The sequence below is a fragment of the Phascolarctobacterium sp. Marseille-Q4147 genome (genome assembly GCF_017968825.1).
GTDB lineage: Bacteria > Bacillota > Negativicutes > Acidaminococcales > Acidaminococcaceae > Phascolarctobacterium_A.
The window spans coordinates 520,440-541,918 of sequence record NZ_CP072874.1 but is presented as its reverse complement, the minus strand read 5'-3'; the positions used below and the strand labels follow the sequence as shown (position 1 = coordinate 541,918).

Annotated in this window: 20 protein-coding genes; 16 read left to right on the top strand and 4 right to left on the bottom strand. The window is 46.5% G+C overall.

Annotation, left to right across the window (positions count from 1 at the left end):
* Positions 1-38 precede the first annotated feature (38 nt).
* The 15 genes from nikB to KAH19_RS02435 all read left to right on the top strand — a co-directional run bounded on the left by nikB (position 39) and on the right by KAH19_RS02435 (position 16,696).
* A complete protein-coding gene (nikB, locus tag KAH19_RS02505; RefSeq protein WP_210684965.1) occupies positions 39-980 on the top strand; it encodes a nickel ABC transporter permease in 942 nt (313 codons plus the stop codon).
* 6 nt (positions 981-986) lie between these two features.
* Positions 987-1,823 (top strand): nickel transporter permease, encoded by an 837-nt coding sequence (nikC, locus tag KAH19_RS02500; RefSeq protein WP_210684964.1) that lies wholly within the window; start codon positions 987-989, stop codon positions 1,821-1,823.
* A 76-nt stretch (positions 1,824-1,899) separates the two neighbouring features.
* Entirely contained in the window at positions 1,900-3,465 is a 1,566-nt protein-coding gene (locus tag KAH19_RS02495; RefSeq protein ID WP_210684963.1) for an ABC transporter substrate-binding protein, read from the top strand.
* Between the two features lie 25 nt (positions 3,466-3,490).
* Complete coding sequence (locus KAH19_RS02490) at positions 3,491-4,285, top strand: ABC transporter ATP-binding protein (RefSeq protein WP_210684962.1); 795 nt, start codon at positions 3,491-3,493, stop codon at positions 4,283-4,285.
* Positions 4,275-5,255: an ABC transporter ATP-binding protein gene (locus KAH19_RS02485; protein WP_210684961.1), complete on the top strand. Its 981-nt coding sequence runs from the start codon at positions 4,275-4,277 to the stop codon at positions 5,253-5,255. The genes KAH19_RS02490 and KAH19_RS02485 overlap by 11 nt, the downstream gene beginning before the upstream one ends.
* Positions 5,256-6,260: 1,005 nt before the next feature.
* Positions 6,261-8,633, top strand: a complete 2,373-nt coding sequence (locus KAH19_RS02480; RefSeq protein ID WP_210685484.1) for a heavy metal translocating P-type ATPase — start codon at positions 6,261-6,263, stop codon at positions 8,631-8,633.
* Positions 8,634-8,876: 243 nt separating this feature from the next.
* Positions 8,877-9,086 carry a FeoA family protein gene (locus KAH19_RS02475; RefSeq protein ID WP_363186546.1) on the top strand — a complete coding sequence of 70 codons (210 nt, stop codon included), beginning with the start codon at positions 8,877-8,879 and terminating at the stop codon, positions 9,084-9,086.
* A gap of 17 nt (positions 9,087-9,103) precedes the next feature.
* Positions 9,104-9,325 (top strand): FeoA family protein, encoded by a 222-nt coding sequence (locus tag KAH19_RS02470; protein ID WP_021720435.1) that lies wholly within the window; start codon positions 9,104-9,106, stop codon positions 9,323-9,325.
* A gap of 14 nt (positions 9,326-9,339) precedes the next feature.
* Positions 9,340-11,487, top strand: coding sequence for a ferrous iron transport protein B (gene feoB / locus KAH19_RS02465; RefSeq protein WP_246869404.1), 2,148 nt, complete (start codon positions 9,340-9,342; stop codon positions 11,485-11,487).
* 15 nt (positions 11,488-11,502) lie between these two features.
* Positions 11,503-11,673 (top strand): hypothetical protein, encoded by a 171-nt coding sequence (locus KAH19_RS02460; protein WP_009144802.1) that lies wholly within the window; start codon positions 11,503-11,505, stop codon positions 11,671-11,673.
* A gap of 533 nt (positions 11,674-12,206) precedes the next feature.
* The gene (locus tag KAH19_RS02455) at positions 12,207-12,566 is read left to right on the top strand and encodes a hypothetical protein (RefSeq protein ID WP_210683834.1); all 360 of its coding nucleotides are present in this window, start codon (positions 12,207-12,209) and stop codon (positions 12,564-12,566) included.
* Positions 12,566-13,429: an IS3 family transposase gene (locus KAH19_RS02450; protein ID WP_246869447.1), complete on the top strand. Its 864-nt coding sequence runs from the start codon at positions 12,566-12,568 to the stop codon at positions 13,427-13,429. The genes KAH19_RS02455 and KAH19_RS02450 overlap by 1 nt, the downstream gene beginning before the upstream one ends.
* Before the next feature lie 582 nt (positions 13,430-14,011).
* Positions 14,012-14,380 carry an endonuclease domain-containing protein gene (locus KAH19_RS02445; RefSeq protein WP_210684959.1) on the top strand — a complete coding sequence of 123 codons (369 nt, stop codon included), beginning with the start codon at positions 14,012-14,014 and terminating at the stop codon, positions 14,378-14,380.
* A 103-nt stretch (positions 14,381-14,483) separates the two neighbouring features.
* Positions 14,484-15,035 (top strand): hypothetical protein, encoded by a 552-nt coding sequence (locus KAH19_RS02440; protein ID WP_210684958.1) that lies wholly within the window; start codon positions 14,484-14,486, stop codon positions 15,033-15,035.
* A 374-nt stretch (positions 15,036-15,409) separates the two neighbouring features.
* A complete protein-coding gene (locus KAH19_RS02435; protein WP_210684956.1) occupies positions 15,410-16,696 on the top strand; it encodes an S-layer homology domain-containing protein in 1,287 nt (428 codons plus the stop codon).
* 212 nt (positions 16,697-16,908) lie between these two features.
* On the opposite strand, the gene KAH19_RS11035 is transcribed toward KAH19_RS02435, so the two are convergent.
* The 4 genes from KAH19_RS11035 to serC all read right to left on the bottom strand — a co-directional run bounded on the left by KAH19_RS11035 (position 16,909) and on the right by serC (position 20,852).
* Positions 16,909-16,995, bottom strand: coding sequence for a putative holin-like toxin (locus KAH19_RS11035; protein ID WP_363316394.1), 87 nt, complete (start codon positions 16,993-16,995; stop codon positions 16,909-16,911).
* A 156-nt stretch (positions 16,996-17,151) separates the two neighbouring features.
* Entirely contained in the window at positions 17,152-17,790 is a 639-nt protein-coding gene (locus tag KAH19_RS02430) for a histidine phosphatase family protein (RefSeq protein ID WP_210684955.1), read from the bottom strand.
* Between the two features lie 36 nt (positions 17,791-17,826).
* Positions 17,827-19,413, bottom strand: coding sequence for a phosphoglycerate dehydrogenase (gene serA, locus KAH19_RS02425; RefSeq protein WP_210684951.1), 1,587 nt, complete (start codon positions 19,411-19,413; stop codon positions 17,827-17,829).
* Positions 19,414-19,769: 356 nt separating this feature from the next.
* Positions 19,770-20,852 (bottom strand): 3-phosphoserine/phosphohydroxythreonine transaminase, encoded by a 1,083-nt coding sequence (gene serC / locus KAH19_RS02420; RefSeq protein ID WP_210684950.1) that lies wholly within the window; start codon positions 20,850-20,852, stop codon positions 19,770-19,772.
* 514 nt (positions 20,853-21,366) lie between these two features.
* Between serC and KAH19_RS11030 the strand changes: the two genes are divergently transcribed.
* Positions 21,367-21,468, top strand: a complete 102-nt coding sequence (locus KAH19_RS11030; RefSeq protein ID WP_371816687.1) for a putative holin-like toxin — start codon at positions 21,367-21,369, stop codon at positions 21,466-21,468.
* Positions 21,469-21,479 lie beyond the last annotated feature (11 nt).

The window sequence follows — 21,479 nt, the reverse complement described above, 5'->3', positions numbered from 1 at the left end:
TGCAGGAAGGGTAATTTTTTTGATGGAGATGATGTGCTTTGACGAAAAAGCAGCTTCTGTCCCGACTGGGGCAGATCATCCTTGTTCTGCTTGGTATCAGCTTTATTACCTTTGCTTTGGTAATGCTGGCCCCTGGCGATGTAGCTCGCCAGATGATTGCAGGTAACGAGGATATTATTGTAAGTCAGGCCGAAATTGATGCACTGCGTGCAGAATTAGGTCTGGACAAGCCCTTCTTCTTCCAGTATCTGGATTGGTTGGGTCGTGCGCTGCATGGCAACCTCGGTTTCTCCTTTATGGCTAAAAAGCCTGTTGTTGAGGAGCTGTTCGAGCGTTTGCCCGGTACTATCCTATTGTCTCTGGCTTCCCTTGCAATGATGTTGGTGGTATCTATTCCTGCCGGCATTTATTCTGCAGTTAAGCGCGGTGGCTGGTTTGACTATATAGTACGCAGCTTTACTTTCCTTGGCGTATCAATGCCGGGCTTCTGGGTTGGCTTGATGCTGCTGTGGATTTTTGGTCTGCAACTTGACCTGTTGCCTATTGTCGGCGGTACGATTGGTGTTGACACGATTATCCTGCCTGCGGCAACGTTGGCCTTTGCAATGTCTTCCAAGTACACACGTCAGGTGCGTGCTGCTATTCTGGAAGAGCTGCATCAGGACTATGTTGTCGGTGCACGCGCGCGTGGTATGAGTGAAAGCCATATTCTGTGGAAAGAGGTTCTTCCGAACGCTCTGCTGCCGCTGATTACGCTTTTAGGTCTGTCTTTAGGTAACCTTCTGGGTGGTGCTGCGGTTATCGAGATTGTTTTCCAATGGCCCGGCCTTGGCCGTCTGGCAATTGAAGCAATTACCTACCGTGATTTCCAGCTGGTACAAGGTGTTGTTGTGTGGATTGCGTTGATGTATATGGTTATCAATCTCATTGTTGATATCTCTTATAACTATCTTGATCCGCGTCTGAGAAAGGTAAGGTAAGAGCAGATGGAAACAATTATTAATGGTTTAAAAACCAACCGTGCTTTTGCCGTAACCTCAGTTCTGGTATTGGTGCTGATTGCTATTGCTTTTGCGGCACCTGTTCTTGCACCGTATGATCCGACTCATGCAACAATGCAGGATGCTTTCATGGCACCGGGCGGAAGTCATCTGTTCGGCACAGATAAGCTGGGCCGTGACTGCTTAAGCCGTGTGCTTTATGGTGCGCGTGCTTCCCTGAGCGGTGTATTGTTCCTGGTAGCCAGCGTATTTATCGTTGGTACTTCTATGGGTGTTATTTCCGGTTATTTCGGCGGTAAGGTTGATATGGTTATCATGCGTATTTCTGATATGATGATTTCCTTCCCTGGTATGATTCTGGCTATCGCTGTTGCCGGTATTATGGGTGGCAGCCTTGTCAACGCCGTAATCGCGCTGACGATTGTAAGCTGGACAAAATATGCGCGTTTATCCCGCAGCCTTGTACTGCAGATTAAACGTCGTGACTATGTAGAAGCAGCAATCGTTAACGGCGGTACCTCGCCTCATATTCTGTGGGTACATATCCTGCCCAATATTTTGCCGATGATGGTTATTACCGCAGCAGCAGATATCGGTGCTCTGATGATGGAGCTTGCAGGTCTGTCCTTCCTGGGCTTCGGCAGCCAACCGCCTGCTCCTGAATGGGGCCTGATGCTGAATGAAGGTCGTCAGCAGCTGCAGACTGCACCGTGGCTGATGTTCTTCCCCGGTTTGGCAATCTTTGTTACCGTTATGATTTTCAACCTTTGGGGCGATAATCTGCGTGATGTGCTTGACCCGCGTAATGACGTACAGGATTAATTATTTTTGCCTTAGTTTTTGATATCCGGCAGAAGTCTGCCGGGTTAAATGAGTATATGAAATGGAGAGATGACTAATGAAAAAAATGTTTAAAGCTACCGCAGCAGCGGCTATGATCGGTTTACTGGCATTTGCAGCAGCAGGCTGTGGCGGCGACAAAAAAGCTGAGCACAAGGAAGTTGTAAAATTTGGTGTTACCAACTTCGCTGACTCCCTGGAAACCACCGATAACTACTTTGGCTGGATTGTAATGCGTTACGGCCTGGGCGAATGCCTGGTTAAATTCGATAAAAAAATGAATGCTGTTCCTTGGCTGGCTGATAAATGGACCGTTTCTGATGATAAGCTGACCTGGACCTTCCACATCAACGATAAGGCTTGCTTCTCCAACGGCACCAAACTGACTGGTGAGCTGGCAGCAGCTTCTATCCAACGTACCTTTGAAAAAGCAGCTCGTGCAAAATCCATGTTCGAATATGAATCCATCAAGGGTGAAGGCCAGAACGTAATCATCAAAACCAAAAAACCGGTACCGACTCTGCCCGGTATGCTTGGTGACCCTCTGTTCATTATCGTTGATACTCAAACCATTAAAGACCGTGATACCGCAAAACAAGGCGCTATCTGCACCGGTCCTTATACAGTAAAATCCTACAGCAAAGCTAAAGCTGAAATGGTTAGAAACGAAAAATACTGGGATGGCGCAGTTCCGTTCAAAGAGGTTGATATCCTGACCATCGACGATCCTAACACCCGTGCTATGGCTCTGCAAAAAGGTGAAATCGACTTCGCTATTAACATTGCAGCAGGCGACCTGCAGCTGTTCAAAGACAAAAATAAATACAACATCTCCAATATCGCTTCCCTGCGTGACGTACTTGCTCGTCTGAATGTACGTCCGGATAAACCGTTGGGTGATATCAAAGTCCGTGAAGCTCTGCTGCGTTCTCTGGATCGTGTAACCTACAACAAGGTTCTGCTGAAAGACACCTTCGTTCCCGGTGGTCCGTATCTGCCTCCTTCTGTTGACTACGGTTATGATGAACTGTACAAATACGATAAAAACCAATACAATGTTGAAAGCGCTAAAAAGCTGCTTGCTGAAGCTGGCTGGAAAGATACCAACGGCGACGGCTTTGTTGATAAAGACGGCAAAAACCTGGAACTGAACTTCGTATTCTACAGCGGCCGTGCTGAGCTGCCTCTGTATGCAGAAGCTACCCAGGCTGATGCTAAGAAAGTCGGCATTAAAGTTAACCTGAAGAACGTTGACTACAACGTACTGGATGGTATCGGCCGTAAAGGTGATTATGACCTGCTGATTTCCAACGTACTGACTCTGCAGGCCGGCGATCCTGAAGTATTCATGAACATGTACCTCAAGACCGGTCAAGAACAGAACGGTTCTGGCTACAGCAATCCGAAATTTGATGCTCTGTCCGATAAACTGGGCGTAGAATTTGACCCGGCTAAACGTCGTGAGCTGGTTATCGAAATGCAAAAGGTTATCCTCGACGATGCAGCTTCCCTGGTATTTGGTCATCCGCAAACCAACATGGTTTCCAACAAGTCTATTGCTAACGCAGAAATCCTGCCTTGCGATTACTACTGGCTGACCAAAGATATCAAATCTGCTAACTAATAATTTACAAAGAAGGTAACGCTTAATGCTACTTGAAGTAAAAGATTTAGACATCAGCTACGGTGACAAGCTCACCGTAACCGGTGCCAGCTTAGAATTGGATAAAGGCGAGATTATGTCCATCGTTGGCGAGTCCGGCAGTGGCAAAACTACCGTTATCCGCGCTATTATGGGTTGCCTGCCCGGTGCTGGCCGCGTTAGCCGCGGCAGCATCATCTTTGACGGCAAGGATGTATTGCAAAATACTCCCGATGAATGGCGCAAAATGTATGGCAGTGAGATGTCCATGATTTTCCAGGACAGTGGCAACATGATTAATCCTATCCGCCGCATCGGCCAGCAGTTCATTGACTATGTTCAGGCTCACCAGCCGGACAAGTCCAAGGACCAGGCTTATAAGATGTGCTGCGATATGCTGACTAACGTGCGCCTGCCGAACCCGGAAAATATCATGAACAGCTATCCGTTTGAGCTGTCCGGTGGTATGCGTCAGCGTGTAGGTATTGCTATGGCTATGATTTTCAGCCCGAAAATCCTTCTGGCCGACGAACCTACCAGTGCGTTGGACGTAACTACTCAGGCTCAGATTATCCGCCAGATTGTTGATATCCGTAACGAATATGGCGTTGCCGTTATCATGGTTACACATAACCTGGGCGTTGCTTCCTATGTATCCAACAAGCTGATGGTTATGAAGGGCGGTCATGTTGTGGAATATGGCAAGCGTGAGGACGTTATTGCTAATCCGCAGGATGAATATACAAAACAGCTGCTGAAGGCAGTTCCGGTCATAGGAGGTAAGACATATTATGAGCAATAATGAAAAACCGGCCTATGAGCGTAATAAACTGGTACTGGAAATTAACCATCTTACCAAAAAATTCGCAGTTGATGGCGGCAAGTTCCTGACTGCCTGCAACGATATCAACCTGCGTGCCTATGAAGGCCGTACCCTGGGCATCATCGGTGAATCCGGCTGTGGCAAGAGTACCCTGGTGCGTACTCTGCTGCGTATTCACCCTGCTACCAGCGGTGAAGCTATTTTCGAAGGTCATGATCTGATGAAATCTAACGGTGAGCAGCTGCGTCAGGACAGAAAGAACATCCAGATGGTGTTCCAGGATCCTACTGCTGCTTTCAACCCGAAGATGCTCGTTAAGGATATTCTCACCGAGCCTTTGAAAAACTTCGGCCTGATTAAAAACAGCGAGGTAGACGCCAAAGCAGCAGAGCTACTGGAAATGGTTGAACTGCCTGCTGAATTTAAGGATCGCTATCCGCACAGCATGTCCGGCGGTCAGCGTCAGCGTCTGGGCATTGCCCGCGCTTTGGCACTGGAACCGAAGATTATTGTCTGCGACGAAGCAACCAGTGCATTGGACGTTTCCGTACAGGAAAAAATCTGCGAGCTGCTGTGCCGCATTCAAAAAGAAAAAAATATTACCTATCTGTTCATTGCCCATGACCTTGGTCTGGTAGATTTGATGTGCCATCAGGTTGCGGTAATGTACTTGGGTAACGTTGTAGAATGGCTGGAGCACGGACGTATTGCAGAAAGCTGCAAGCATCCGTACACCAAGGCACTTATGGGTGCTGTATTTAAGGTAGATTTCAAACCGGGCGAAAAGATTGAGCCGTTGGAAGGCGAAATCCCGAGTCCGCTGGACCTGCCGCCTGGATGCCCCTTTGCCAGCCGCTGCGAGCACTGCACCGAGCATTGCGTGCAGGTTAAGCCTGAGCTGAAAGAGGTTGAGCACGGCCATTGGGTTGCTTGTCACTTGTTTGACTAATGCAGTCCTGAAGCGATATGCACAAGTATAGAGCTTCTCTTTAAAGTAATTTTCTCCATCAATTTTTATAGTGGGTACAGCGAATGCTGTACCCATTTTTTTCTTAGGAATTTTTATCACTAATTTTACGAGTGAGTATTGACTCATACGTTATTTATGTTATAATATAAGTATCAAAGAATTTACTGAAAGGTGCTGTCACCTTTCCTATTATTTTTTACATAATATATGAATGAATACTCATATGAGTAGTGAGACAACCTGAAAAGAAAGGTGGTAGATATAATGAAGCAAGATTTAGAGGATATCCGTAACGGTGCCGGTGATGTAAGAGCTTTCAGACACATCGACGGTCATATTAACAGCGTAGAAGATTACAGCAAGCATCCGGAAGGCTGCACCTGCGGTCACTGCGGCAAGGACCATGATCACAAAACTATGGGACATGTGCCCAAGCATACTCATGGTGATGCCTGCGGTTGCGGACACGATCATGAACATGACCATGAAGAACATTCCCATGAGCATGGAGATGATTGCTGCTGTGGTAATGAACATGAGCATAATCACGGACATGAGCATGAAGAACACGCTCACGCACACGGCGACGAATGTGGCTGCGGACATGATCACGGCCATGAGCACGCTCATGCACACGGTGACGAATGCGGTTGCGGACACGACCACGGACATGAACACGAGCATGAACATTCCCACGCACATGGTGACGAATGCGGTTGCGGACATGACCATGAGCACGAACATGCACACGCTCACGCACATGGCGACGAATGCGGTTGCGGACACGACCACGGCCATGAACACGAACATTCTCATGCACATGGCGACGAGTGCAGTTGCGGTCACGACCACGGCCATGAACATTCTCATGTATACGGACATCACGTGCCCGGTCATCCTGATAATTGCGAATGCGAAATCTGCCATCCGCATGAGGAATACTGCGATGTATGCGGCGAAAGCCTGGCTAATTGCACCTGCCGTATGCCGGATGCCGACAAGGTAAAACGTGTATATATTCTGCAAAACCTTGGCTGTGCTAACTGCGCTGCCAAGATGGAATATAAAATCAAAGAGCTGCCGGGCGTAACCTATGCCAACGTAAGCTTTGCTACCAAGCAGCTGCGTCTCAGCGCTGCTGACCACGAAGCTTTGCTGCCGGAAATTCAGAAAATCTGTACCTCCATTGAATCCGACGTAGTGGTAGTACCGCGTGACCGCCGTCCGCAATTAGGCGGCAAGAGCAGAGTATATCTGGTGCAGAATCTGGACTGCGCTAACTGCGGTGCCAAGATTGAACGTGCGCTGAACGCTATGCCTGAGATTGATGAAGCTACCCTGACCTTTACTACGAAAAAGCTGCGCGTAAGTGCTAAAAATTACAACGGTCTGCTGGAGAAAATGCAGGCTGTAACCGATAAGGTAGAAGAGGGCGTTGTGCTGCTGGAGGCTGAAAGCAAGCCTTCTCTGGCTCCCGAGCTGGAGGAACGCAAAAAATCCGGCGGTATCTTCTCCGAGCTGAGTGAAAAGCAGACAATTATCGAAATTGTACTGGGCGGTGCAGTATTCATCATCACCGAATGGCTGGGACTGGTACCGGAAGCGTACCATATGTACTTCCTTATTTTTGCCTATATTCTGCTTGGCGGACGCATTGTGCTGACTGCCTTGAAGAATATTGCTAAAGGTAATGTGTTTGACGAAAACTTCCTCATGACCGTTGCAACACTGGGTGCGTTTGCTATTCAGGCTTGGGAAGAGGCTGTTGGTGTTATGTTCTTCTATCGCGTGGGCGAATATTTTGAGCAACGTGCGGTAGAAAAGAGCCGTGGCCAGATTATGGATGCTGTTGACCTGCGTCCGGAGGTTGTCAACCTGCTGGTAGGCGAAGATATGAAGGTTATTCCTGCCGCTGACGCACACGTAGGCGACATTCTGCTGGTGCGCGTAGGCGACCGTATTCCTCTGGATGGCGTTGTTATCGACGGCGAAAGTCTGGTAGATACCTCTCCGGTAACCGGCGAGCCTGTGCCTGTAAAACGCAAATATGGCGATGAGGTTGTTTCCGGTTGTGTAAACACCTCCGGTATGCTGAAAATCCGTGTAGAAAAGGTTTTGGAAGAATCCATGGTAACCCGCATTCTGGACAGCGTGGAGAACGCTGCTGCCAGCAAGCCGACCATCGACCGCTTCATTACCCGCTTCGCACGTGTCTATACTCCGTTTGTTGTTGCTGCCGCAGTACTGACTGCTGTGATCCCGTCCCTGATTACCGGCGACTGGAATAAATGGATTTACACTGCGCTGACCTTCCTCGTTATCAGCTGTCCCTGCGCACTGGTACTGAGCGTGCCGCTGGCCTTCTTCTCCGGCATCGGCGCCGGCTCCAAGTACGGCATTCTCTTTAAGGGCGGCGTTGCTATGGAGGCTTTGAAAAACATTGCTGCCGTAGTTATGGATAAAACCGGTACCGTTACCAAGGGTAACTTCGTACTGCAGAAGGTTAATGCTGCCGAAGGCATGAAAGCTGACGAGCTGCTGCGCCTGTGCGCAAGTGCAGAGCTTGTTTCTACCCACCCGATTGCCGTAAGCATCGTAGAGGCTGCCAAGGCTAAAAAGCTGGAGCTGGTACGCCCCGATAAATTTGAAGAAATTGCCGGTGAAGGCCTGGTTGCGTACTTTGGCGCACGTAAGGTTCTGTGTGGCAACACCAAGCTGCTGCAGCGCTTTAATGTTGAATACGGCGGCTATACTCCTACCGAAAGCGGCAGTGAGGTGCTTGTTGCCGACAATGGCTTATACATGGGCCAGCTGCTGATTAACGATACTCTGAAGGAAGATGCCAAGGAAGCAATTGCTTCTTTGAAGGCACAAGGCCTGGTAACCGCTATGCTCACCGGCGATGCGCAGAAGGAAGCGCAGGCTGTGGCCAAGGCAGCAGGTATTGATGAGGTACGCGCTCAGCTGCTGCCGCAGGATAAGCTCAGCGAGCTGAACATGCTGCGCAACAAGTACGGCCCTGTTATGTTCGTTGGTGACGGCATTAACGATGCGCCTGTACTGGCTGGTGCGGATGCCGGCGCTGCTATGGGCAGCGGTGCAGATGCAGCGATTGAGGCTGCCGATGTTGTCTTCATGAATTCCGAAGTGAAGGCCATTCCGCAGGCGATTGCGATTGCGCGTGCAACCGGTGCGATTGCCTGGCAGAACGTAATTTTCGCTCTGACTGTTAAGGTTATCATAATGATTGCAGGTCTCATGGGCTATGCTTCTATGTGGGCGGCAGTCTTTGCGGATACCGGTGTATCTTTGCTGTGCGTGCTGAATTCTATCCGTATTCTCTACAAAAAGATATAATAAAAAGCTATAGCTAATATGTTGATTTGGTTTACGTCGGCTGACTATAAGGTCAGCCGATATTTTTTGTAAACATAACAGCATAAGCTAACTAATTTTGTAAATTAGCGTAGGATTTTACAAAAAATGCTTGACAAAAATTTATAGCTGACGTAAACTTTCAATAGTAGTTAGGAATACCTAACTACTAAAAAAATCGTGTCAAGTTAGTATCTGCTAACAAATTCTTTGGAGGGAATTATGATGCCTTTATTAATGGCCCGTCGCGGCGAGACTAACAAAATCAGCGCTGTTCGCGGCAAGGATGAAATCAAACGCTTTCTGGCTAACCTGGGCTTTGTAGAAGGCTCAGCTGTAACTGTTATTTCTGAAATTGACGGCAATCTTATCGTCAATGTGAAGGATGCCCGCATTGCCCTGAGCAAGCAGATGGCAGCCAAAATATTTATCTGAAGCAAGTGGAGGATGTTATGAAAACATTAAAAGAAGTTCCTGTTGGTGAAACAGTTACCGTTGCTAAGCTCGTTGGCGAGGGTGCGGTAAAAAGACGTATTATGGATATGGGCGTGACTAAAGGTGTGAGCGTATTCGTACGTAAGGTTGCACCGTTGGGTGACCCGGTGGAGGTAACTGTACGTGGATATGAGCTGACTTTGCGTAACGGCGAGGCTGAACACATCGTTGTAGAATAATTTGGAGGGAAAAGATGAAACAGATCAAGATTGCCCTGATTGGTAACCCTAACTGCGGCAAAACAACAATGTTTAATGATTTGACCGGTTCTAACCAATATGTTGGTAACTGGCCTGGCGTAACTGTAGAGAAAAAAGAAGGCAGCCTTAAAGGTCACGATGATGTAATTATTACCGACCTGCCCGGTATTTATTCCTTGTCTCCGTACACTTTGGAGGAGGTTGTTTCCCGTAACTATCTGCTGCAAAATGATGTTGACGGTGTACTGAATCTGGTTGATGGTTCCAACATTGAACGTAACCTGTATCTGACTACTCAGGTTATGGAAATGGGTTATCCTGTAACTATTGCGTTGAACATGATTGATATCGTGCGCAAGAACGGCGATAAGATTGATACCGCTAAGCTGGCTGCCGAGCTTGGCTGCGAGATTGTGGAAACCTCCGCACTGCAGGGTGAAGGTACCGGTGAGGCTGCCGAAAAAGCAATTAAAGCTGTCGGCGGTGCTGCACCGAAATATATGCGCTTCTGCAGCGAGGTTGAGGATGCTCTGACTGCGATTGCCCGCGAAGCAGGCAACAAGGTGCACGGTATGAGCGAGCGTTGGCTGCTGGTAAAACTGTTTGAGCGTGATAAGAAAATTACTGATGCTTTGGGCCTGAGCGAAGGCGAGCAGGCTAAGATTGAAGAAATCGTTGCAGCCTGCGAAGAAGCACTGGATGATGATGCCGAAAGCATTATTACCAACGAGCGTTATAACTACATTGGCGAGCTGATGAGCAATGCAGTTGTCAAAGGCCATACCGGTCTGACTATTTCCGATAAAATCGACAGCATTGTAACGAACCGTTTCCTGGCTCTGCCGATTTTCGCGATTATCATGTTCCTGGTTTACTACATTGCTGTAGAAACCGTAGGTACTGTTGTAACCGATTTCACCAATGATACACTGTTCGGCGAATGGATTCAGCCTTGGGTGCAGGAGCATATGGAGGCTGCCGAATGTGAGGATTGGCTGGTATCTCTTGTTGTTGACGGTATCATCGGCGGTATTGGCGCACCGATTGGCTTTGCTCCGCAAATGGCGATTGTCTTCCTGCTGCTGAGCTTTTTGGAGGACTGCGGTTATATGGCGCGTGTAGCCTTCATTATGGACCGTTTCTTCCGTCAGTTCGGTATGAGCGGCAAAAGCTTCATCCCTCTGCTGATTTCTGCAGGCTGCGGCGTACCGGGTATTATGGCTTCCCGTACTATTGAAAACGAAACCGACCGTCGTCTGACTATCATGACTACCACCTTTATTCCCTGTGGCGCTAAGCTGCCTGTTATTGCTTTGCTTTCCGGCGCTATTATGGGTGGTGACTGGTACATGGCTCCGATTATGTACTTCGTTGGCTTCTTCGCTGTTATTACTGCCTGCATCATTCTGAAAAAGACTGAGCTGTTTGCCGGCGATCCTGCTCCGTTCGTTATGGAGCTGCCGCCGTACCATCTGCCTGCTGCTAAGAACGTACTGCTGCATACCTGGGAGCGTGTTGCAGGCTTCCTGAAAAAAGCCGGTACTATTATCTTCCTGTGCTGCGTTGTTATGTGGTTCTTGGCAAGCTTTGGTATTGATGAAGGCTCTGTTGCTATGGTTGATACTGAAAAGAGCTTTGTTGCTTACATTGGTAATGGTCTTGCTCCTATCTTCGCTCCTCTGGGCTTTGACAGCTGGCAGGCTGTGGCTGCTGCTTTCTCCGGCTTTGTGGCTAAGGAATCTATCGTCAGCACTATGGCTATTCTTTCCGGTCTGGCTGATGCAGCTGAGGATGAGCCTGATTTGTGGACTGCTGTTATGGCGTTCTTCCCGAGTGCTGTTGCAGCGTTCTCCTTCCTGGTGTTCAACCTGCTGGATTCTCCCTGCCTGGCAGCGATTTCCACTATGAGCCAGGAGATGAACAGCAAGAAGTGGACCTGGGCAACTATCCTCTTCCAAAACCTGTATGCTTATAGCATCTGCCTGATGGTTTACCAGTTCGGCAGAGTATTTGTCGGCGGTGAAGCGTTCAGCTTCGGTACCGGCGTGGCTGTTGTTTTCCTGATTGCGTTCCTGTATCTGCTCTTCCGTCCCGCTAAAAAGTATGATAAAGAGACGGTTATGAGCATTGATGCAAAATAAAAAGAGGTGTTTCGTATGGCAACCTGGATTATTGGTCTGATTATTGTTGGTTGTGTGTATTTGGCATCCAAGCAGGTCATCAAGGCACATAAAACCGGTGGCTGCATTGGCTGTGATGCCGGCGGCGGTAAGGCTTGCTGCCCGCATTGCAAGCATACGACAACTGTAAATCTTCGTAAGAAATAATTTTAGTATGATGAGTATTGAAGGGCCGCGCGTTCGCGCGGCTCTTTTTGTGTTTGTATGAGTTTTAGCTTAACCTTCTTGCCTCTCCTAGGGGAGAGGTGGCATCGCGAAGCGATGACGGAGAGGGGAATGTGTGCATCGCATTTGATATATCGCAACCATTCCGTCTGCTCGCAAAGCTCGCAGCCACCTTCCCTTTCAGGGAAGATATAATGATATATTGAAACTCTAACTTTCTATATGCTCCCTGCAAGGGAGCTGGCATCGCCGCAGGCGATGACTGAGGGTTGTTTCATTTTGCAGTTAACATGTCTTTGACTTTAGGCTTTCTTCTGGCCTCTCCTTGGGGAGAGGTGGCATCGCGAAGCGATGACGGAGAGGGGGTGTGTGTGCCTCGCAATTAATATATCGTGAAGTGGTAAACTTATTTTAGACACAGAGGGGGTATTTCTTGTACAGATGATATATAATGGAATACACCAATATATATATCAATAGACAAGCAATACTTCGGTCTAAACAGGAGGTTTACCATGAAATACACTAAACAAGAAAAATTAGACATTGGTCGCCGAATATATGATAGCGAGATTACTCGCTATCAAGCAGCAGAGTTATACAATATTTGCGAAGGTACAGCACGTACCTATATGCGTATGTACAGAGATGCGAATAACCTGCCTGCAAAAAATTGTAAACAACAAAAATGTAATATAATACGTCCCAATGCACCTGCACTTTCTGCGAACACGGATGATTATCAATCTATGACCAAGGAAGAATTAATTCGTGAGTTGCTTAAAGCAAGAATTGCAGAAGCTAGATTAAAAAAAGGCTATGCGGTGAAAGGGGATGGTACAGTAATTCTATACGGCAACAAGAATACCAAGTAATATTAGAACTCTCTGGCGAATTTCCGGTAAAACTTATATGCGAAACAATGAATGTACAGCGTAGCAGCTTCTATGCATGGAAGAAGAAGCTCTCACATCCTTCTACAAAAATGCGGAATCTGCTTAGTAATATTTTGCTTTTTAATGAATACCATGCTAAATATCCTTCTCACGGATATCGCTGGCTTAACGCTAAGATTCGTCTGGATACCGGTCTTATCCTTTCGGATGCATATGCACATAAGTGTTGCAAAATTACTGGTATTAAAAGTCAGGCTAAGCATTACAAATACAAGAAACCAGGGGATTCATACCGGATTTTTCCGAATCTGCTCATGAAAGAAATGCAGATTGATGGACCGCTACAATGTATTGTAAGCGATATGACTGCTTTTCATGTTAAAGGGATTTATTATGAGCTGACATTGTATATGGACCTTTGGAATAATGAAATTGTAAGTCATTCTCTTTCTTCTAAACGAGGTGACCGCATGACATATATTAGCGGTTTGGAGGATTTAATTGCTTTAAAGAAACAATATCCAGAATATGAAATGATCCTACATTCAGACCAAGGTTCCGTTTACGCGTCTAAGGCATTTAATGACTTGTTGCCAATGTATAGCATTACTCATTCCATGTCTCGTGCCGGAACACCTACCGACAATGCAGCAATGGAAGCGATTAATGGTTGGATAAAGGCAGAAATGTTTACCGATTTTCATGTAACAGGCGAAAGGCCTGTTGTAGATGAAGTAAAAGAATATATTCACTTCTTTAATGAACAGCGTCCAGCTTATTCGTTAAAATATCTGACGCCAACTCAATATCGCAAGTTGCATTACGAACGGATATCTGACTAACAGAGAATTTTTTGTTGTATATTTTTTTATGATTTGTGTCTAAAATTTGTTGACTAGTGCAGTTAGCATTTGGCAAGAAGTTAATATCTCCCCTGAAAGGGGAGGTGGCTGCGAGCGAAGCGAGCAGACGGAAGGGTTGAGGTTAAGTGAGAGCGGAGCACAACCCTCAGTCATCGCCTGCGGCGATGCCAGCTCCCTTGCAGGGAGCATATAAAATGTTAGCATGCTTGCGAACAATATAGTATTAGCGAACTATTATATCTCCCCTGAAAGGGGAGGTGGCTGCGAGCGAGGCGAGCAGACGGAAGTGTTGAGATAAAAGTTGATGCGTGTGGGTGGGGGCAACCCTCAGTCAAAATCACTGCGTGATTTTGCCAGCTCCCTTTCAGGGAGCATAAAAAAGTTCAGTGAGCTTGCGAAAGTTAGCATTTGGCAAGAAGTTAATATCTCCCCTGAAAGGGGAGGTGGCTGCGAGCGAAGCGAGCAGACGGAAGGGTTGCGCATTTTAGTTGACATTTAACGCTTCATATAATAAAATAGAATAGAATAAAATTTCAGAAAATTACAAAATGAGGTATGACGATGAAATACAATAAGCGACTTTTTAACGGATATGATAAAAAGCTAAAATCACGAGCAGATGAATTAAGGAAAAATATGACACAACAAGAATGGAATTTATGGTATTTTTATTTAAGAAACCATAGATTAAAGTGGTACAGACAACGTATTATTGACAGATTCATCGTCGATTTCTACTGCCACGCAGCCAAACTTGTTATAGAAATTGATGGCAAGCAGCATTATACGGAACAGGGAATAGCTTATGATGTGGAACGTACGCAGGTTTTACAGGAATATGGCTTAAAGGTGTTGCGTTATACCAATCAGCAATTGGAAGACAATTTTCAAGAGGTTTGTTGGGATATAGAACGCAATTTACTCCAATGACTACCTAGTCAGAAAATTTTAAGCAAACACTGTATTTTTCCCTAAATTTATGCTAAAATATACCTATATTCTGCATTATACTAATGCGTCTGGAGGAATAAGAATGAAAAAAGTTTTACGTTATTTATTGATGACCGTTATGGCTATCTGCTTCAGCATTCCTTGCTTTGGTGCTGCTGAAGCTGCAAGTGTTGCTCTGTTGCCTTTGATCAACAATGTTGAAGGCGGGGATGAGCTGGCAAATCAGGTTTTCTACAAAAACGCTCTGTCTGTTCTGAACAGCAAAAAAGGCTTTGTAGTAGTAGAAAACGATAAGCTGACCGCTGTTATTGATGCTGCTAAGATTGGCAACAAGGTTCCCAGTGCTGCAACTCTGGAAAAGATTGCTAAAGATGGCGATGTTGACATCGTTATCGCTGTTCAGCTGGACAAGCTGGATGACAAAGCTATTGATTCCAGCGAAGAACGCAGACTGCAAATCGATCTGCAAGGCTATGCAGTTGCTTACAACAAGCTCACCGGTAAAGCTTACGAGCATCGCATTTACAGCGACAAAACCATCCCTGAAGCTCTGACCAGCCGTTGGGATTGGACTCATGAAGAATTCGGCCGTGCAGTGCGCATCGAAGTAGACCGTGCTCTGCGTGTTAAATAATTCTTATACTGAGTTAGTTTAAACATCGAACCGCCTCTGCAATTATTGCAGAGGCGATTTTTAATTGCGAGCAAATAGCTTCGAAGGAAAGTTATTATATAAATGATTATTTGAGAAGGAGAGCTTCTCTATTTGCCAAATTTAAGAAAAATTTGTGAAACCCTTGTAGTATAGTTATAAAAGTGGTACAATAGAGTCATGAAAAATTTGCTTATGCTAACTGCTGAGGGCAGCGAAAAACGCAGACTGCAAGGAGTATGGTAGAGGAAACAAGGCAACTCTTACTGAAAGATGCGGCGAGCCGAGTATCAAAGCCAAGGCGAAGAAGCGTAGCAGAATTTTTCAAATGTATTTTCCTAAAGGAGGAAATTAAAATGAAAAAATCTTTAGTATTAGCTATGGCTATGGCTCTGGGCGTAACTGCTTCCGCATACGCTGCTAACCCGTTCTCTGACGTTCCTGCTGGTCACTGGGCTTATGACAGCATCAACAAACTGGCTGCTGCCGGCGTAATCGAAGGCTACGGCGACTCCACCTTCGGTGGCGACAAACTGATGACCCGTTATGAAATGGCTCAAATCGTTGCTAAAGCAATGGCTAAAGGCGCTAACGTTGATAAACTGGCTGCTGAATTCGCTGACGAACTGGACAACCTGGGCGTTCGCGTTGCTAACCTGGAGAAAAAAACTGACAACGTAAAAGTAACCGGCGAACTGCGTTACAAATACATGAGCAAAGATGTTGATGGCGAAAATGGTAATGACAGCAACCATGAAAATGATCTGCGTTCCCGTATTTGGGTAACTGGTCAAGTTAACGATGACTGGTCCTACACCGGTATGATTGAGAACACTCAAGATTTTGACAACAATAATGGCGAGGAGGATACTTCCTTTGCTCGTGCATATGTTGAAGGTAAACTGGGTGGCTTGGCTGTAACTGCTGGTCGTTACAATGCATTCTTGGCAAATGGTAACCTTTATGATGCTCGCGTTGATGGTGTTGAAGTTTCCTATGGCGATAAAGTTAAACTGACTGGTTTTGCTGGCAAAGCAACTGATGCAGAAGTAGCTAATAAATTCGGTGAAGCAAGCAGTGCTTCTTATGGTAACTATGCAGGTGCAGAATTAACAGCTGCTATGGGTAACTTCAATTTCATGGGTGGTTATGTAAACTTCAAAGATATGTATAAAGATGGTTGGAGTGACGACACTACTGATGGTAGTTATAAACAAATTGGTGAAGGCTACGACAATGCTATTTGGTATGTTGGTGGCGATTATACCATGGGTGACTTTGTTCTGTCTGGTATGTATCTGAAGGGTGATGCAAGCTATAAAGACGAAGATGTTAAAGGTATTGGGTCCGACGGCTGGACTGCTGGTTTGGCCTACAAAGGTGCTGAAGCTTCCGAAGCTGGTTCTTGGGGTCTGTTCGCTAATTACTATGATCAAGGTGGTATGACTTATGTTGCTCATACTACTGATGCTAATGTGTTTGCTGATTATGCGAACGATGGCTTCAAAGGCTATGGCGTTGGCGCTAACTACACCTTCGCTAAAAACATCGTTGGTACTGTAGTTTACTACGACACCGAAAGCAAACTGGACAGCAAGGTTGATGACCAACGCGTTTGGGCTGACCTGACCTTCACTTTCTAATTTAACGATTAGCAAGTAACATAAAATAATACACGCGCGTATAAAGGCCCCCTCGCCGAAAGGTGAGGGGGCTTTGTGTTGCAAAATTATTTGGATGTGGTATAATAAAAATAGAAAGACAACCGCCCACAAGGTGGGTTGCCAATTCAAAGGGTCAGAAAAATCCGCCTCGGTGAACAGCAAATTACAGAGGCGGTTTTTCTATGTGCATTTTACTTTTTGTTCTTAAAAATGAACGTCAGCAATGCCAGTATAAACATACCAAAAATCATAAGATCCTGGAAGGTGTAATATACCATAGACATCACCTCCATTCCAACGGAATTTCGGCAACGCCACCCTGCAACACGGTTGTCCTTATTATTGTATCATGTAAACAAATTTTTGACAAGAAAGACAAAAAACTACCGCCCTCACAGCTATGCTGCGCAGGACGGTAGTTTTGCTTTGTTAAATTACAGGCCGGCCTGCTCAATACCGCTGAACAGGAAACCTAAATGATTGGTGGAGTTCAGCAACACTACGCGCCAAATACCATCGTTATATTCTAATACATTGATACAGGTGTTATCCTGCTTAATCTGCCAGAAGTGCGACATATCAAGGCCCAGCAAATCGCAGATAATCGCCTTATTTACTGCATCATGTGCGGCAACCAGCACTGTTTTGTTGGCATATTTTTCTGCATAGTCATCAAAGGCAGCGCGCGCACGCTTGCGTACATCCTCCAGGCTTTCGCCTCCGTCAGGCATTTGTACCAGGTGCGGCTGGGTGTGCCACAGAGCAAACTCCTGCGGAAATTGCTTGGCAATTTCCGGCGCCAGTACGCCTTCCCAACTGCCATGATTGATTTCCAGCAGACGCTCATCTGTCGCCACCGGTAGCTTGTGCAGGTCAGCGCAAAACTTACAGGTCTGATAGGAGCGCTGCAGCGGGCTGGAGATGCACACATCAATAGGAATGTGGTGCAAACCCTCGGCCAGCAGGTGGCCTTGGCGCAGGCCACGCTCGCTCAGCGGCGTATCCTCCTGCCCTTGGTATCTGCCTTCTATATTCCAGGTTGTTTCACCATGTCGGACTAAAATTATTCTCATAGAATTTCCTCGCTGTAATTTATTTAGCTAACAGTCTTAGCCTTCGCAGTTGATAAGCTTAACGTCAATAATGCCTTCCACACCACGCAGCTGCAGCATGATATCGTTCGGAATGTCATCGCCAACAGCAATCGCCATAATGTTGGTGTCGGATTTAGGAGTGCTGCCAACCTGCATGCCGTTGATGTTGATGCCTGCGCTGCCAAGAATAGTAGCCATCTGACCGATCATATTAGGCTTGTTGATGTGCGGTGCCAACAGCAGGTAGCCTTCGGGATTGAAGTCAACATGATATTGGTCGATTTGTACAATCTTAGGCTGCTTGCCGTCGAACAGGGTGCCTTCAATTTTATGTGTGCCCTTGGCAGTAGCAATTTTTACATTGATAGCAGTAGTGAAGTAACCAGGCTTGTTAGCCTTAACCTCTTTAACCTCCAGATTGCGTTTTTTGGCGATGCCGGGAGCATTGACAAAGTTAACGCTTTCCTGCAGAATCGGGTTCAGCAGGCCTTTGAGGAAGGCGGTGGTGAGTGCCTGGGTTTCTGTTTCGGCAAGCGCGCCGGTGTATTCCACCTCAACACTCTTAATCGGTCCGTCTGCCAGATAGATGCCAACAGTGCCCATGCGTTCTGCCAGTTTGAAGTACGGTTGGATAACTGCTGCCACGCTTTTCGGAATAGGCGCCATATTAACGGCGGTCATAACCGGACGGCCTTCGAGAGCATCGATTACGCCGTAAGCAACATCAACAGCTACGCCGATTTGTGCTTCGATGGTAGAAGCACCGAGATGCGGAGTTTGTACAACGTTGAACAGGCCCAGGAAGGGGTTATTTTCTTTAGTAAGCGGTTCGGTCGGATAAACGTCGATAGCAGCGCCGGCAATTTTACCGGATTTTACGCCTTCGGCAATAGCTTCGGGATCCATGCAGCCGCCACGGGCGCAGTTAACGATACGCACGCCGTCCTTCATTTTAGCAATAGCTTCGGCGTTCAGCATTTTTTCCGTTTCTTTGGTGAGCGGAGTGTGAATGGTGATGTAATCGGATTTAGCCAGCAGGGTGTCAAAATCAACCAGCTCAACGCCAACCTGATGCGCACGTTCTTCAGTAATATACGGGTCGTAACCAATGGTGGTCATTTCCATAGCCTGCATACGTTTGGCAACACGGCTGCCGATACGGCCGACACCAATGATGCCCAAGGTTTTGCCCTGTACCTGAATGCCGTCAAAGGATTTGCGGTCCCATTTGCCTTCCTGAATGGATTGATGGGCCTGCGGAATGTGACGAGTCATAGCCATCATCATAGCAACGGTGTGCTCGGTAGCTGCCATGGTGTTGCCTTCCGGTGTGTTGAGTACAACAATGCCTTTAGCAGTAGCGGCAGGGATATCGATGTTATCGACGCCAACGCCGGCACGGCCGATAACCTTCAGACGGGTGGAGGCTTCAATAACCTCTTTGGTTACCTTGGTCATGCTGCGGGTTACCAGACCATCGTAATTGTTGATAACTTTGATAAGCTCATCCGGTTTCATGTTGGGCATTACATCTACATCAAAATGTTCGCGCAGCAGAGCCACGCCTTTTTCGCTGATATCGTTGCTGACAAAAATTTTCATGGTGATTTATCTCCTTTATGTATAATTTGTAGGTTATTGAACAACCCTCAGTCATCGCCTTTGGCGATGCCAGCTCCCTTGACGCTAAGGCCCAGTTTGTCGCAAGCTATGCGCCGCGAGAAACTGTTGGTCGTGCTAATGTCGCTTTGCGACGCAGGGAGCATATAACAGATAGGCGAGCTTGTGAACGTCAATATTGGGCAAGAAGTTTATATCTTCCCTGAAATACTCTTCGAGTATAACACGACCAGCATTTTTCATTGCATGAAAAATGGGTCTTAGTATAGCGAAGGTGGCTGCGAACGAAGTGAGCAGACGGAAGGGTTGTGTATATCTGATAGATTATGAATTGAAAATTATTTATTAGTTTTGTTTTCCTTCATATATTCTTCCATAAACTTTGCTAAAGCCTTGCAGGCCTCCAGCGGCACAGCATTGTAGGCACTGGCGCGGCAGCCGCCGACCAAACGATGACCGCCGATACCGACAAAGCCTGCAGCCTTGCCCTTAGCTACAAAATCCTTCTCCATTTCCGGCGTAGCCAGATTGAAGGTAATGTTCATATTGCTACGAGCTTCGGGAGCCGCATGACCCTTGTAAAAACCGTTGCTGTTATCGATAACGTCATAAATGAGCTTAGCCTTTGCTGCATTATTCTTGGCAATAGCATTTACGCCACCCTGCTTTTTAATCCAATGCAGAGTTTTGTTAACCATATAAATGGCAAAGACAGGCGGTGTATTGTACAAAGAATCGTTATTGGCGAAGGTGCTGTACTTCAGCATAGTAGGCAGATCCTCACGCGCTGTCGCCAAAAAGCTTTTCTTGGCGATGACGATAACTACGCCTGCAGGACCAAGATTCTTTTGCGCTCCTGCGTAGATAAGATCAAAATCCTTAACGTTCACTTTGCGCGAAAGAATGTCGCTGGACATATCGCAGATAACGGGAACGTCGAATTTGGGAAATTCTTTGTACTCGGTGCCGTAAATCGTGTTGTTGGCTGTAAGGTGTACATAAGAAGTATCGGGGAGGAGTGTGAACTCCTGCGGAATGTAGCTGTGGTTTTTGTCGGCGCTGCTAGCAGCTTCGTAAACCTCGCCGTAGAATTTTCCTTCCGCCATGGCCTTCTTGGCCCAAACACCGGTGTTAACATAAGCGGCATATTTTTTAGTGTGGAAATTGGCAGCTGTCATCAAAAATTGGGTACTGCCGCCGCCTTGGATAAACATAATCTCGTAGTCCTCGGGGATTTCCATCAGCTCGCGCAGCAGCTGTTTTGTTTCTGCATGCATGGCAGCGTATTCACTACTGCGATGGCTCATTTCAATGATGCTCATGCCGGTGTTTTTGTAGTTTAAGAATTCTTCCTGCGCTTCCAGTAATACCTCGAGCGGCATAGCGGAGGGACCGGCGTTAAAATTATATGCTCTTTTCATATATTCTTTCCTTCTTCCTGAAAATAAATAAGGCAAGCACATCCCTTTGGGACGAGCTTGCCTTTATCTCGCGGTACCACCCAAATTGCCATTGCCAAATTGCTTTACCTAAAAAAATAAGCCCTTCATCCCTATCTTGGGACGAGGACTGCTCGCGGTGCCACCCAATTTGCCTATGGCCAACTTTGAACGCTGTATCGGGCGCACCCGTCAAATTCGTCATTTGCCGCTTCGGAGCGGAACTGATGTGCTTCGCTGCTGCCTTGCATCAACCGCCAGCTTTCTGAAAAGACCTGCACATTGCTTCTCCATCATTGCGTTGCGTAATGTGATTTGTAGATGATTATAGCACGCCTGTTTTTAGAGTCAAGTGTTTTTATAAAGATTTTTTGTGTATACACTTTTTTTAGCAGATTTGTAACGTAGGTTACAGAGTATTGCTAAAAATATGTTTATGTGATAAAATGATTTTGACAACTGTGGTACAGGGTGGTGTTGCCTTCATTCTTAAAGAATGGAGGTGATGTCTATGGTATATTTTACATTCCAGAATCTTATGATTTTCGGTATGTTTATACTGGCATTGCTGACGTTCGTGTTTCAGAACCGTAAGTGAAATGCACATAG

Coding starts and splice junctions, on each gene's coding strand:
- KAH19_RS11035 (WP_363316394.1), bottom strand. CDS start 16,995: ATGGTATATTACACCTTCCAGGATCTTATGATTTTTGGTATGTTTATA.
- serA (WP_210684951.1), bottom strand. CDS start 19,413: ATGAAAATTTTTGTCAGCAACGATATCAGCGAAAAAGGCGTGGCTCTG.
- KAH19_RS02490 (WP_210684962.1), top strand. CDS start 3,491: ATGCTACTTGAAGTAAAAGATTTAGACATCAGCTACGGTGACAAGCTC.
- KAH19_RS02460 (WP_009144802.1), top strand. CDS start 11,503: ATGGCAACCTGGATTATTGGTCTGATTATTGTTGGTTGTGTGTATTTG.
- KAH19_RS02495 (WP_210684963.1), top strand. CDS start 1,900: ATGAAAAAAATGTTTAAAGCTACCGCAGCAGCGGCTATGATCGGTTTA.
- KAH19_RS02430 (WP_210684955.1), bottom strand. CDS start 17,790: ATGAGAATAATTTTAGTCCGACATGGTGAAACAACCTGGAATATAGAA.
- KAH19_RS11030 (WP_371816687.1), top strand. CDS start 21,367: ATGGAGGTGATGTCTATGGTATATTTTACATTCCAGAATCTTATGATT.
- KAH19_RS02485 (WP_210684961.1), top strand. CDS start 4,275: ATGAGCAATAATGAAAAACCGGCCTATGAGCGTAATAAACTGGTACTG.
- nikC (WP_210684964.1), top strand. CDS start 987: ATGGAAACAATTATTAATGGTTTAAAAACCAACCGTGCTTTTGCCGTA.
- KAH19_RS02445 (WP_210684959.1), top strand. CDS start 14,012: ATGAAATACAATAAGCGACTTTTTAACGGATATGATAAAAAGCTAAAA.
- KAH19_RS02470 (WP_021720435.1), top strand. CDS start 9,104: ATGAAAACATTAAAAGAAGTTCCTGTTGGTGAAACAGTTACCGTTGCT.
- KAH19_RS02475 (WP_363186546.1), top strand. CDS start 8,877: ATGCCTTTATTAATGGCCCGTCGCGGCGAGACTAACAAAATCAGCGCT.
- KAH19_RS02435 (WP_210684956.1), top strand. CDS start 15,410: ATGAAAAAATCTTTAGTATTAGCTATGGCTATGGCTCTGGGCGTAACT.
- KAH19_RS02480 (WP_210685484.1), top strand. CDS start 6,261: ATGCCGGATGCCGACAAGGTAAAACGTGTATATATTCTGCAAAACCTT.
- feoB (WP_246869404.1), top strand. CDS start 9,340: ATGAAACAGATCAAGATTGCCCTGATTGGTAACCCTAACTGCGGCAAA.
- KAH19_RS02455 (WP_210683834.1), top strand. CDS start 12,207: ATGAAATACACTAAACAAGAAAAATTAGACATTGGTCGCCGAATATAT.
- serC (WP_210684950.1), bottom strand. CDS start 20,852: ATGAAAAGAGCATATAATTTTAACGCCGGTCCCTCCGCTATGCCGCTC.
- KAH19_RS02440 (WP_210684958.1), top strand. CDS start 14,484: ATGAAAAAAGTTTTACGTTATTTATTGATGACCGTTATGGCTATCTGC.